We start from the raw sequence: 13,044 nt of genomic DNA, 5'->3' as shown, positions 1-13,044 counted from the left end.
GTCGCCGGGGCCAACGGCGCGATGCGTGACCTCACGGACGCCGAACGCGCAGTCATCGCGGACGCGGACATCATGCTGTGCCAATTGGAAATTCCGGTCGATACCGTCCTCGCCGGCGCAGCCCACGCACGCGCGAACGGCACTCTTGTCGTTCTGAATCCGTCACCCGTCCAGAAGCTTCCCGACGCCCTCGTCGACGCCGTCGATCTCCTCGTCGTCAACGAAGCCGAAGCGGCAGCGATCGGCAGCGACGTCGTCGACCGCATTCCGCATGTCGTGACCACTCTCGGTGCGGCGGGTGCTCGCTACCGAGGACCGCAGTCCTCGGCCGACGTCGCTGCACCCACAGTCGACGCGGTCGATACGACCGGAGCCGGCGACGCGTTTGCGGGTGCGTTGGCGGCGGAATGGTCCACCGGTGCCGAAGCGGCGGTCCGCTGGGCCTGTGCCGCAGGCGCATTCGCGGCCACCCGGCGCGGCGCTGGATCTTCGTCCGGAGTCAGGAACGACATAGAATCTCTGCTCGCCTGATCGCGTCCACTGCCGAGGCCGACCTTCGATACGGTGTGTCGATGACGCTCTCGCCTCGGGTACCCGACCTCGCCGCACTGGACGTCATGGTGTCGGTAGCGAGGCTCGGCAGCATGAGCGCCGCCGGACGTGAGCACGGCCTGAGTCAGCAGGCGGTCAGCGCGCGAGTACGCGCAGCCGAGCGCGACATCGGACTCCGCGTATTCGCGCGTACCAACACGGGCGTGGGGCTCACGCCCGAGGGGGGCGCCGTACTCGAATGGGCAGAGAATGTCCTCAACGCTGCACAGGAATTCGCCACCGGCGTCGATTCGCTCCTCCGGGAAGACATCGCCCACCTGACGATCGCCTCGAGCATGACCATTGCCGAGCACCTCGTCCCCGGCTGGATCGTGCTGATGCGGACTCGCCACCCTGGCGTCCGAACCCAGATGCGGTTGATGAATTCTGCCGAGGCAGCACAGCACGTGCTCGACGGGCGCGCCGACATCGGATTCGTCGAGGGACCGGACATCCCGAGCGGAGTCGGCATCCGCGTCGTCGCCACGGACGAGCTCGTCATCGTGACCGGACCTGACCATCCTTGGGCGTCAACCGCATCCGTCACCGTGGAGGAATTGGCGTCGACTGCGCTCGTGCAACGCGAACCCGGCTCGGGAACCAGAACAACATTCGAGAACATCGTCCACCCGACCGAACCACCCCTGTTGGAACTGGAATCGGTAACCGCGATCAAGTCCGCGGTCGTGACTGCAGGTGCGCCGAGTGTCCTGTCCTCGCTGGCGGTGGAAGGCGATATCCGAGACGGACGGTTGGTCCGTATCGAAGTCGACGGCGTCTCGATGCCTCGTCAACTCCGCGCGATCTGGAATCAGCAGGAGCAGCTGCGCGGTCCGAGTCGGGACTTCCTCGACATCGCTGTCTCTCGACGCACGTAGGCGAGGTCAGATCACGCCCGCAAGAGCGAATCCCGCAGCGCACGCCCCGACCGACACCACGAGCGTGCCGACGACGTTGATCAATGCAAGCGAATGCTTGCCGGACTGTACGAGGCGGACAGTCTCGACGCTCGCGGTACTGAACGTCGTGTATCCACCGCAGAATCCCGTTCCGATCACCGTCTGCAGGTCAGTCGAACCATCCTGCAGCACAACGAGTCCCGCGAGGAATCCGAGCAGCAACGATCCAGAGATGTTGATGCCTACCGTCCCCCACGGAAACACGGTGTTCTTCAGCTTCGATTTGACGAACGAGTCGATCACGAACCGGCTGACCGCTCCGAGCGCGCCCGCGACTGCGAGGAGAACGACGATCATCGAGCGGTCCCGGTCCGGTGGGCACCGACGACGATGCCTGCCCACGCCGCCAGCGCACCGAGCGCAACGGTCGACATCGTGTACGCGAGTGCCATCGCCGGGTGACCGTCTCTGGTGAGCAGTACCGTCTCCAACGCGAAAGTGCTGTACGTGGTGAAAGCACCGCAGAAACCCGTGCCGGCAAGCAACCGAGCCCGTCGGCGCGCGCCGACGTCGGGTCCGCGTCGCATCAGATTCTCGAGCACCAGACCCAGCAGAAACGCGCCGATCAGGTTGACCAGGAACGTCGCGACGGGCCAGTCCGGACTACGAAAGGGGACGGCCACTTCGACGCCGTACCGGGCCAGGGTCCCGACGACGCCTGCGGCGAACACCAAAGCCAGCGCCGACGGTTGCAGATGCAGTGGCCTGGTCGGGCTACCGATCATTGCAAGGTCGTCGACGTCCGGGTCCATCGGCAACTCGGCGAACGGATCGCCGGCGTTGGGTCTATCGGCCATGTCGCCTCTCCGCTCAGGTGTGCTCTCGGACAGGCTAGCGGTCCGCACGGAGCCGTCGGGTGTCGGAGGTATGCGGCACCATGGACCCCATGACCACCGCATCCGAAACTCCAGCAGACCTGCGCACCGACGCCGAGCGCCTGCTCCGCGAACTCGCAGGCCCGGATGCCCTCCTGCGGGAAGATCAGTGGATCGCCATCGAGGCCCTCGTCGTGCACCGCAGACGCGCCTTGGTGGTCCAACGCACCGGCTGGGGAAAGTCGGCGGTGTACTTCATCGCGGCGAAGTTGCTCCGGCAGCAGGGCCTCGGCCCCACCGTCATCGTGTCGCCGCTGCTCGCTCTGATGCGGAACCAGGTCGCCGCCGCCGAACGAGCGGGTGTCAAGGCAGCAACCATCAACTCCGGCAACATGACGGAATGGGAGGACGTGCACGCAGATGTGTCGGCAGGACGGCTCGATGTCCTTCTCGTCAGTCCGGAGCGGCTGAACAATCCTGACTTCCGCGACCAGGTACTCCCGTCGCTCGCAGGCGACGCCGGTTTGGTCGTGGTCGACGAAGCGCACTGTGTGTCGGACTGGGGTCACGACTTTCGTCCGGACTACCGGCGAATTCGAACTCTCATCTCCGAGTTGCGCGAAGGGATCCCAGTCCTTGCTACCACCGCGACGGCCAACGATCGAGTGGTGTCGGACGTCGCAGCTCAACTCGGCGTCGGCGGCGGCGACACACTCGTGCTCCGCGGCGGCCTCGAACGAGAGTCGCTGCACCTGTCGGTGGTGAAGATCGAGAACTCCACCGAACGCGCGGCGTGGCTGGCTTCCCATCTCGCGCAACTTCCCGGATCGGGAATCATCTACACGTTGACCGTCTCCGCGGCACGTGACCTCGCGAGCTTGCTGTCCGACCAGGGTCTCGCGGTCTCGGCGTACACCGGCCAAACCGACACGACCGAGCGCGAATCCCTCGAGGCCGACCTGCTGAACAATGACGTGAAGGCCCTGGTCGCGACATCTGCGCTCGGAATGGGGTTCGACAAGCCGGATCTGGGATTCGTCGTGCACATGGGAGCGCCGTCCTCGCCCATCTCGTACTACCAGCAGGTCGGCCGTGCAGGTCGTGCGACCGAACGCGCCGAAGTGATCCTTCTCCCCGGTCACGAGGACAGGCAGATCTGGAGCTACTTCGCCTCCGTGGCATTCCCGCGTGAGCATGTCGTCCGGCAGGTCATCGACAACCTGGACCCGGTGAAGCCGCAGTCGACGCCGGCTCTGGAACCTCTGGTCGATCTCAATCGAAGCCGCCTCGAAATGGTGCTGAAAGTCCTCGACGTCGATGGGGCCGTTCAGCGTGTGCGTGGCGGATGGATCTCGACGGGTCAGCCTTGGACCTACGATGCCGACCGTTACGAGCGCCTCGAGCAAGCCAGAGACGCGGAACAGCAGGCGATGCTCGACTATCAGCGAACCGAGGGCTGCAGGATGGAATTCCTCCGCCGGCAGCTGGACGATCCGAACCTCGGCGACGGAAAAGCCGAGTGTGGTCGGTGCGACAATTGCACAGGGCAGTCTTACTCTTCACAGGTCGACGCCACTGCGGTCGAAAACGCGAAAGCCAGACTGGACCGCCCCGGCTTGGATATTCCGCCGCGTAAACAGTGGCCGAGCGGGATGAAGAAGCTCGGAGTCTCGCTCTCGGGGAAAATTACCGACGGTCCCGAACCAGGACGGGTCCTGGGGCGGCTCACCGACCTCGGATGGGGTGGCCGTCTACGTGCCGTCCTCGACGGCCCCGACGGTCCGGCGCCATCGGCTCTGGTCGACGGCTGTATCGCCGTGCTCGCGTCCTGGGACTGGAAGGCTCGGCCGACAGCCGTGCTCGCCATGGAGTCGGACTCGCACCCTGCGTTGGTCCGGTCGGTAGCGGGTGAACTTGCGCGGATCGGCAAGCTGACCGACCTGGGCGTGCTTCGACACAGGCCGGACCACCCGCGTGTGACGGCCGCCAACTCGGCGTTCAGGGTGGCCGGCCTCGTCGACTCGTGGGACGTACCGGATCTGACCAGCGCAGATGGCCCGGTGTTGCTCGTCGACCTGACAACCGACACCGGCTGGACATTCACCTGCGCCGCGGCTGCGCTCAGGGACGCAGGGGCAGACGCGGTGCTTCCGTTTGCCCTGGCCACCCCCAAGTAGCGCGTCATCCGTCAGTTCGCACCCCCCAGAAGGGCGACGCTCGACGTTAAGTCCACACTGTCCTTCGGGAACGGACGTGTCGAGAAGAATCACCGAATCGGTCCCGCTTTTACCACACGACAGCAATTTGTGACCAGCGTCACATTCACCCTGTCACCTGCGCAAGCGTGGGGGTTTCGGCAACCAATCTCGGAAGCTACGTGAAAAGCCATGCCCACCTTGTTACGTTTGTATTTCCTATGAAGCCTGCACAGCTGAGAGCGACCCCAGTCACTGCGCCGGACGCAGTGACCTTTCGTAGTCCCAAGATTTCCGACGGAGTCCGGCTCTGGGAAATCGCAAGAGATTCGAGAGTGCTCGATCTGAACTCGAGTTACTCGTACATATTGTGGTGCAGAGATTTTGCGGCCACATCCGTCGTCTCCGACGTCGACGGACGAGCAGTTGGTTTCGTCACCGGCTACATTCGGCAAGACTCCCCCACAACGTTTTTCGTGTGGCAGGTTGCGGTCGATGCCGATCAACGAGGCAAAGGTCTCGCCGGACGGATGTTGAACGAACTGCTCGACCGCCTTACCCCGCAGGGCATCACGCACCTGGAAACGACGATCAGCCCGGACAACGAAGCATCCATCGCGTTGTTCACGGCCCTCGCCCGAACACGAGGGACCGAGATAAGAAAATCAGATCTGTTCGCGCCCAACGATTTCCCTGATAGCCACGAGGCAGAAGAGCTCTACACAGTAGGCCCAGCCGCCGTGCGCACAGACGAAAGGAACACGCAGAACATGACCGAGAAGACGAAAACCACAGAGAAGCCCGACATCTTCGAGACCGTCGAGTCCGCCGTCCGCAGCTACAGCCGCCAGTGGCCGGCCGTTTTCACGACCGCGAAGAACTCCACCATCGTCGACGAAACCGGTCGCGAGTACCTCGACTTCTTCGGCGGCGCAGGTGCGCTGAACTACGGACACAACAACCAGATCCTCAAGGACGCACTCGTCGACTACATCCAGAGCGACGGCATCACCCATGGTCTGGACATGTCCACTGTCGCCAAGCGTGAATTCCTCGAGTCGTTCAAGAAGAACATTCTCGATCCGCGTGGCCTGAACTACAAGGTTCAGTTCCCCGGCCCCACCGGCACCAACACCGTCGAAGCCGCGCTGAAGCTCGCCCGCAAGGTGACCGGCCGCGAAGCGATCATCAACTTCACCAACGCATTCCATGGCATGACACTCGGTGCGTTGTCGGTTACCGGCAACTCGATGAAGCGAGCTGGCGCCGGAATTCCGCTGGTACACACCACGCCGATGCCGTACGACAACTACTTCGGTGGTGTCACCGAGGACTTCCAGTGGTTCGAACGTGTCCTCGACGACTCGGGCAGTGGATTCAACCGTCCGGCAGCAGTGATAGTGGAGACCATCCAGGGCGAGGGCGGCATCAACGTCGCACGCCCGGAATGGTTGCGCGCCTTGGCCGAGCTGTGCTCGCGTCGCGACATCCTGCTGATCGTCGACGACGTCCAGATGGGTTGCGGCCGTACCGGTCAGTTCTTCTCCTTCGAGGAAGCCGGGATCGTCCCCGATATCGTCACGCTGTCGAAGTCGATCGGTGGCTACGGCATGCCGATGGCGCTCACACTGTTCAAGCCCGAGCTCGACGCTTGGTCGCCGGGTGAGCACAACGGAACCTTCCGCGGATTCAACCCGTCGTTCGTCACTGCGAAGACCGCGATCGACACATTCTGGTCCGACGACAAGTTCGAGAAGGAGGTTCTCGCCAAGGGCGAGCACATCCGGGACCGCTTCATCAAGCTCTGCGCCAAGTTCGACGGAGTCTCGACACGCGGACGCGGCATGGTTCAGGCACTGGTCTTCGACGAGCCCGAGATGGCAGGCAAGGTCGCGGCCCTCTGCTACGACGAAGCACTGCTCGTCGAAACTGCAGGACCGTCCGACGAGGTCGTCAAGCTGCTTCCGCCGCTGACGACGACCATCGAAGAACTCGATCGCGGACTGGACATCATCGAAAACGCGACCGTCAAAGTGTGCTCCTGAGCCACTTCTCGTACGCCTGAGACAACGTCAGCCGAAGGGAGCAGCACATGATCGTACGTACCACTGAAGAAATCACCGGAACCGACCGCGACATCAGCAGCGAGGACGGAAACTGGCGCAGCAAGCGCATCATCCTCGGCGGCGACAAAGTCGGTTTCTCGTTCCACGAAACCACGATCAAAGCCGGCACGGTGAACAACTTTCACTACGCCAACCACATCGAAGCCGTGTGGCTCATCGAGGGCGAAGGCACGCTCACCGATCGTGAGACCGGTGAGACGTACGAGCTCGGCGCCGGGTCCATGTACCTGCTCAACGGCAACGAACGCCACACCGTCGAGCCTCGTACCCAGATGCGCATGCTGTGCGTGTTCAACCCACCCGTGGTGGGCAACGAGACCCACGACGAAAACGGTGTCTACCCCCTCGTCGAGGTACCTGCCTAAAGCCCGCACATTTCTCTGCTTCCGCCCCGCTCGAACGCTACAACCGCCGGCCCCGAACAGGACCGAAAGTTGTGACAGCGATCGAGCGGGGCGGAGCTGTACCTACTCCTGTGGTGCGCTCACGGCTCGGGTGGATCCGACGCAGGGCTATCGAGCGCTAATCTGGAGTGCGTGGCTTCACCCGTTCCTTCCGACCTGGCCTCGGCGCATCTGACTGCCATTTCGCGGTTGCTCGAGGGCAAGCGAGTTGCGGTCGTGTCCGGCGCCGGGATGTCCACCGATTCCGGAATTCCCGACTATCGCGGGCCGGATTCACCCCCGCGCAACCCGATGACCTATCAGCAGTTCGTCGGCGACGACGAGTTCCGCCGCCACTATTGGGCCCGCAACCACGTCGGCTGGCGTCACATGGACGCGGCGCGCCCGAACGAGGGCCATCGCGCTCTCGCCGCTCTCGAGCGCCGGGGCATCGTCTCGGGGATCATCACGCAGAACGTCGACATGCTGCATACCAAGGCCGGGAGCAAGCGGGTGATCGACCTCCACGGCGTGTATGCCCGCGTTCGATGCCTCGACTGCCAACAGTTGGTGTCACGCTTCACGCTGGCTCGGCGTCTCGACGCGAGGAACCCGGGATTTCTCGACAGTGTCGCCCCCGCCGAGGGGGTGGAGATCGCGCCGGACGCCGATGCGATCATCACCGACACGGCGCACTTTCACATGGTCGACTGCGAACGCTGCGGAGGGATACTGAAACCGGACATCGTCTATTTCGGTGAGAGCGTGCCCAAGCCCCGTGTGGCGCAAGCCTTCGACCTGGTGGACAGCTCGGATGCGCTTCTGGTGGTGGGATCGTCGTTGACCGTCATGTCCGGGCTACGGTTCGTCCGTCGGGCGGCAAAAGCCGCAATGCCGATCGTCGTCGTGAATCGCGGCCCTACCAGGGGCGACGAGTTCGCGTCCATCACCACCCACGCGGGCTGCTCGGAGACGCTGGCCGCGCTGGTGGACGAGCTACCTCCCCTTCACTAGACCTCGTTCACACCGAAACCTCGATCTCGTCCTCCACCCGCAGCCTGCCCGGTAGCAGCGTGAACGCGGCAATCGCCCCGAGGAAGGCGCTCCCCGCAGCTGCGACCGAGGACACATGCATGCCGTGGACGAAGGCCGCTTTGGACTCGGCGACGAATGTCGTCAGCGTCTCCTCGGCATTCTGCTTCTGCTCCGCCATGACATCGGCAGGAATTCGATCCGCTTGCGGCAACGCGGCACGTGCTGTCAGCGCCTCCGCTGACCGGCCCGCGAATTCGAGTGCGCCGCCGATGGATTCGCTCGCGTCGGCGGATACCAGCGGAGTCACCTGGACCTCGATCGGCAGCTGAGACACTATCTGCGATGGCTGATCCAGCGCAGACGCCACGTCGTTGGGGGTCGCGGCGCCCAAGTCCGCTCGGAACGCCACCGCCAGCAGCGATCCGAGCACCGCCACACCGAGCGCGCCTGCGACCTGTCGGACGGTGTTGTTGACGGCCGATCCGGCTCCGGCTTTGTCCCGTGGAACGGCCCCCATGATCGCGTTCGTCGCCGGAGTCATCGTCAATCCCATACCGGAGCCGAGCACGAACATCAGGACCTCGACGACCCACTGGGGCGTGGTCTCCCCTACCAATCCGTACGACAGCATCGCCAGCGCGAAGAGGGTCAGCCCACTTCCGGCGACGTACCGCGCACCGAACCGATCGGACAGCTTGGCAGCTTGACTGGCCGAAATCATGACACCCGCAGCGACCGCGATCAGCGCTACACCCGCGGCAAGCGGGGTGTAGCCACGAATGGCTTGCAGATAGTAAGCCAGGTAGAAGGTGGCACCCATCAGCGAAAAGAACACGAGCGCAATCGAAATGGTGCCCGCAGAGAACTGCCGATTCTTGAACAACGTCACGTCGATCGTCGGGTGCGCGCTTCGGCGCTCCAGAACGATGAACAGCGTCAGCAGGGTCAGCCCGAGGACGATCGCACCCAGCGACCGCCATTGGAACCAGTCGTTGGTGTTGCCGCCCTCGATGATTCCGAAGACGAGCGTCACCAGGGCCACGATGGACAGAATCACTCCGAACGGCTCGATCTTGCCTGGATTCGGATCCTTCGACTCGGGAACCAGTACGACGATCAATGCAACACCGATGATGACGATCGGAACGTTGACGAGGAAAACCGATCCCCACCAGAAGAATTCGAGTAGAGCCCCACCGGTGATCGGACCGAGCGCAATCGCAATTCCCGACGCCGCTGCCCAGATCCCGATTGCCTTCGGCCGCTCGTCCGGTTCGAATACGTTCTGAATGATCGACAGCGTCTGCGGCTGAACGGCTGCCGCGCCGATACCCATGAGCGCCCGATAAACGATGAGCTCGGTCGCGCTGTCCGCCGTCGAGCACAGCGCCGACGTGATGCCGAACAACACCATTCCGATGACGAGGGTCCGTTTGCGTCCGATTCGGTCACCGGTCACACCCCATACGATCAGCAGTCCTGCGAACACGACCGCGTAGCTGTCCACCGCCCACTGCATCGCGCTCTGCGACGCATCGAGGTCGGACTGAATAGTCTTCAGCGCGACGTTGAGGATGGTGTTGTCGAGGATGACGACCAGAAGGCACACCACCATGACCGCGAGGATGAGCCACCGCCGCCGAAACACTGCGTCCACGTCGGTCGAGAGTTCGGTCCGGTCCATAGCGCGCTCCTAGATCACCTTCGGTGCACACCATCGAACTGTCGATTCACGTGCAGCGCAACACCTACGAGCGAAAACGAACCGCTTTGTCCGGTATGGGTGGAAATCTAGCTCTCGACCGAGACCAGGTCGTCGGCGTGAACGACAGGACGCTGCAACTCCGGTGACAGGTCGGAGCTGGACTTCCCGAGCATTCCGGTCAGCTCGGAGGCGTCGTACGCGGCGACGCCACGAGCGACGACGACACCGTCGGGATCGCGCAACGCCACGACATCGCCTCCGTAGAAGCGCCCGGAGATTCCGGTGATTCCCGCAGACAACAACGACCGCCGACCGCCGACGACTGCGGTGACCGCACCCGCGTCCAGATACAGGTCGCCCTGTACGTCGGCGGCGTGGCGAACCCAGAATCGTCGTGAGGACAGCCGTATCGGTCGACCGGCGAAGGCCGTTCCGACTTGCGCCGTCGTCAATGCGACGTCGATGTCCGCTGCCGCTGCGAGCAGGACAGGGACACCGGCGTCCGCAGCCAGGCGCGCAGCGGACAGTTTGGACGCCATTCCGCCGGTTCCGAGGGCTCCCCCGGACCCGGCGACGACTCCGTCGAGGTCTTCTGGGCTGTTCACCTCGGGAACGAGCACGGCGTCGCCCTTGCGCGGATCACCGTCGTAGAGACCGTCGACGTCGGACAGAAGTACCAGGGCCTCGGCCCCGGCGAGGTGCGCGACGAGCGCAGCCAGTCGATCGTTGTCACCGAAGCGGATCTCGGCGGTGGCCACCGTGTCGTTCTCGTTGACCACGGCGACCGCGCCGAGGGACCGCAGCCGGTCGAGGGTGCGTTGCGCATTGCGATGGTTGGTGCGACGAGCGATGTCCTCGGCCGTGAGTAGCACCTGTCCGACGGTGCGTCCGTACCGTGCGAACGACGTCCCCCACGCGTGTGCAAGTGCGAGCTGCCCGACGCTGGCGGCAGCCTGCTTCGTCGCCAGATCCCGTGGCCGCTTGGTCAGTCCCAATGGGGCGATACCAGCGCCGATAGCCCCGGAGGACACCACGATCACGTCGGTACCTGCCCGCATCCTGGCCTCGACGGCATCGGCAAGGAGATCGAGGCGTCCGACGTCGAGACCACCGACGAGTGAGGTCAGCGCAGAGGAGCCGATCTTGACCACGATCCGCTTGGCATCGGCGATGGTCGACCTGGTCGCCGATACCCCTATCGCAGAATCGGATTCAGCAGTCACGTCTACTCACTCTTCGGTGTCGAGTCCACGGCGGACTCGGCGAGCATGCTTGCGTTCCTCTGCACCGATGCGCTCGACCTGATCGAGTCGAATGTCGGTGCCACGTCCCGTACGGGTGATCTCCACGCCGGCGGTCGTCTGTGGCTCCCAGTCGAACGACACGTCGCCGATGGTCACGGATGCGCCCGGCTGAGCTCCCAGTTTGATGAGAGCGTCCTCGACGCCGAGGCGCGCCAGACGGTCCGCGAGGTAACCGACCGCTTCGTCGTTGCTGAACTGCGTCTGGCGCACCCACCGTTCCGGCCTGGTGCCCAATACGACGAATCCACCCGGCACATCGGGATCCTTGATGACCTGGAAGCCCTCTTCGTTGCGTGCAACGGGCCGCAGGACAGGTCGACGGGGTTCTGCCGGCGGGTGGGCGACGCGGTAGTCCTCGACCATCTTGCCGAGGGCGTAGATCAGCGGCTTCAGGCCTTCGTGACTCACAGCGGAGATCGTGAAGACCGGCCAACCGCGAGCTTCGAACTCGGGAGTGACCATCTCGGCCAACTCGGCAGCTTCGGGGATGTCCGCCTTGTTGAGTACGACGATCCGCGGACGGTCGGCGAGGTCACCCAGGCTTGCATCACCCAGCATCGCCGGCTTGTAGGCTGCGAGCTCGGCTTCGAGCGCGTCGACGTCGGAGACCGGGTCGCGGCCCGGATCCAGTGTGGCGCAGTCGACTACGTGAGCCAGGACCGCGGTTCGTTCGAGATGCCGCAGAAAGTCGAGACCTAGTCCTTTGCCTTGGCTCGCACCGGGAATCAGGCCGGGGACGTCGGCCACGGTGTACGTCGTATCGCCGCTGGAGACGACACCCAGGTTCGGCACGAGCGTGGTGAACGGGTAATCGGCGATCTTCGGCTTGGCGGCAGACAACACCGACACCAACGAAGACTTGCCTGCGGACGGGAATCCGACGAGGCCGATATCGGCAACAGACTTGAGTTCGAGCACCAAATCGCGCTCGATGCCCTCCTCGCCGAGCAAGGCGAATCCAGGCGCACGACGAGCCTTCGACGCCAGCGCTGCGTTGCCCAGTCCGCCGCGACCTCCTGGTGCAGCATCGAACCTGGTGCCCTCGCCGATCATGTCCGCGAGGATGCGCCCGTCCTTGTCCAGGACGACCGTGCCGTCAGGGACCTTGAGGATCAGATCCTCACCGTTGGCGCCCTCTCGGTTCCCGCCCATTCCCTGGGTTCCGTTGCTCGCCTTGGCATGCGAATGGAAGTGGAAATCGAGAAGCGTGTGGACGCTGCTGTCGACGACGAACACGACGCCGCCGCCCTGACCGCCGTTGCCTCCGTCGGGGCCGCCGAGCGGTTTGAACTTCTCGCGATGAACCGAAGAGCAGCCGTTGCCGCCTTTACCGGCACTGACATGCAGTACCACGCGGTCGATGAATCGTGACATAGCTGCCTTCGATCCTTCCTCGGTCGTTCTTGCCGACCGAAATGTTCGATGCCCTGAGAAAGACGATAAGGGCGGACCCGGGTTGAATGACCCTGGTCCGCCCTTGTCGACTGGCTTGGGCGCGTCGTCTCGTGGTCGGACTTCCCCGACCTCTGATCGACGCAGATGATGCAGTGTAGGACTAGACCTCGACTGCGACCGGAACGATGTTCACGGTCTTGCGTCCACGCTTGGCGCCGAACTCGACTGCTCCTGCAGAGAGAGCGAACAGCGTGTCGTCGCCGCCACGGCCGACGTTGACGCCGGGGTGGAAGTGAGTGCCGCGCTGACGAACCAGGATCTCGCCTGCGCTGACCGTCTGGCCGCCGAAACGCTTCACGCCGAGGCGCTGAGCATTTGAGTCGCGACCGTTACGGGAGCTTGATGCACCCTTCTTATGTGCCATGTGCGTACCCTCCTCGGGTAAGAAGAACGCCAGCTCCGCGAGCAAAACCGGCTGTGAGAGAACTGCTACTTGATACCGGTGACCTTGAGGACAGTCAGCTTCTGCCTGTGTC

12 protein-coding genes and 1 pseudogene are annotated in these 13,044 nt (G+C 63.9%); 7 read left to right on the top strand and 6 right to left on the bottom strand.

What is annotated here, in order from left to right:
• A partial coding sequence (locus A2J03_RS23080; RefSeq protein WP_231912669.1) for a PfkB family carbohydrate kinase occupies window positions 1-531 on the top strand: 531 nt, incomplete at its 5' end.
• A gap of 41 nt (window positions 532-572) precedes the next feature.
• The gene (locus tag A2J03_RS23075; protein WP_068378618.1) at window positions 573-1,469 is read left to right on the top strand and encodes a LysR family transcriptional regulator; all 897 of its coding nucleotides are present in this window, start codon (window positions 573-575) and stop codon (window positions 1,467-1,469) included.
• A gap of 6 nt (window positions 1,470-1,475) precedes the next feature.
• On the opposite strand, the gene crcB is transcribed toward A2J03_RS23075, so the two are convergent.
• Together crcB and A2J03_RS23065 are read right to left on the bottom strand one after the other, a co-directional pair.
• Window positions 1,476-1,847: a fluoride efflux transporter CrcB gene (crcB, locus tag A2J03_RS23070; protein ID WP_068378616.1), complete on the bottom strand. Its 372-nt coding sequence runs from the start codon at window positions 1,845-1,847 to the stop codon at window positions 1,476-1,478.
• Complete coding sequence (locus A2J03_RS23065) at window positions 1,844-2,347, bottom strand: FluC/FEX family fluoride channel (protein WP_082898034.1); 504 nt, start codon at window positions 2,345-2,347, stop codon at window positions 1,844-1,846. The genes crcB and A2J03_RS23065 overlap by 4 nt, the downstream gene beginning before the upstream one ends.
• An 89-nt stretch (window positions 2,348-2,436) precedes the next feature.
• Here A2J03_RS23065 and A2J03_RS23060 point away from each other — a divergent pair, with 89 nt between their 5' ends.
• From A2J03_RS23060 to A2J03_RS23045, 5 genes and pseudogenes are all read left to right on the top strand, one after another.
• Window positions 2,437-4,542, top strand: a complete 2,106-nt coding sequence (locus A2J03_RS23060) for a RecQ family ATP-dependent DNA helicase (RefSeq protein ID WP_068378619.1) — start codon at window positions 2,437-2,439, stop codon at window positions 4,540-4,542.
• Between the two features lie 239 nt (window positions 4,543-4,781).
• Window positions 4,782-5,282, top strand: a pseudogene (gene ectA, locus A2J03_RS31810) (diaminobutyrate acetyltransferase); the annotation flags it as partial.
• A 48-nt stretch (window positions 5,283-5,330) separates the two neighbouring features.
• Window positions 5,331-6,605, top strand: a complete 1,275-nt coding sequence (gene ectB / locus A2J03_RS23055; RefSeq protein ID WP_231912670.1) for a diaminobutyrate--2-oxoglutarate transaminase — start codon at window positions 5,331-5,333, stop codon at window positions 6,603-6,605.
• A gap of 47 nt (window positions 6,606-6,652) precedes the next feature.
• Window positions 6,653-7,051, top strand: a complete 399-nt coding sequence (locus tag A2J03_RS23050) for an ectoine synthase (RefSeq protein ID WP_068378612.1) — start codon at window positions 6,653-6,655, stop codon at window positions 7,049-7,051.
• Window positions 7,052-7,222: 171 nt separating this feature from the next.
• The gene (locus A2J03_RS23045; protein ID WP_068378611.1) at window positions 7,223-8,083 is read left to right on the top strand and encodes an NAD-dependent protein deacetylase; all 861 of its coding nucleotides are present in this window, start codon (window positions 7,223-7,225) and stop codon (window positions 8,081-8,083) included.
• Between the two features lie 7 nt (window positions 8,084-8,090).
• Here A2J03_RS23045 and A2J03_RS23040 read toward each other — a convergent pair whose 3' ends face one another.
• The 4 genes from A2J03_RS23040 to rpmA all read right to left on the bottom strand — a co-directional run bounded on the left by A2J03_RS23040 (window position 8,091) and on the right by rpmA (window position 12,932).
• A complete protein-coding gene (locus tag A2J03_RS23040) occupies window positions 8,091-9,788 on the bottom strand; it encodes an MFS transporter (protein ID WP_068378609.1) in 1,698 nt (565 codons plus the stop codon).
• Between the two features lie 107 nt (window positions 9,789-9,895).
• Window positions 9,896-11,008, bottom strand: coding sequence for a glutamate 5-kinase (proB, locus tag A2J03_RS23035; RefSeq protein ID WP_442971397.1), 1,113 nt, complete (start codon window positions 11,006-11,008; stop codon window positions 9,896-9,898).
• Between the two features lie 30 nt (window positions 11,009-11,038).
• Window positions 11,039-12,487 (bottom strand): GTPase ObgE, encoded by a 1,449-nt coding sequence (gene obgE / locus A2J03_RS23030; protein ID WP_068378604.1) that lies wholly within the window; start codon window positions 12,485-12,487, stop codon window positions 11,039-11,041.
• 181 nt (window positions 12,488-12,668) lie between these two features.
• The gene (rpmA, locus tag A2J03_RS23025; RefSeq protein WP_068378603.1) at window positions 12,669-12,932 is read right to left on the bottom strand and encodes a 50S ribosomal protein L27; all 264 of its coding nucleotides are present in this window, start codon (window positions 12,930-12,932) and stop codon (window positions 12,669-12,671) included.
• Between the last annotated feature and the right edge of the window lie 112 nt (window positions 12,933-13,044).

The sequence above is a fragment of the Rhodococcus sp. EPR-157 genome (assembly GCF_001647195.1).
Taxonomy (GTDB): domain Bacteria; phylum Actinomycetota; class Actinomycetes; order Mycobacteriales; family Mycobacteriaceae; genus Rhodococcoides.
The sequence above is the reverse complement of the archived record's forward strand: the minus strand, read 5'-3'. Positions and strand labels throughout refer to the sequence as shown.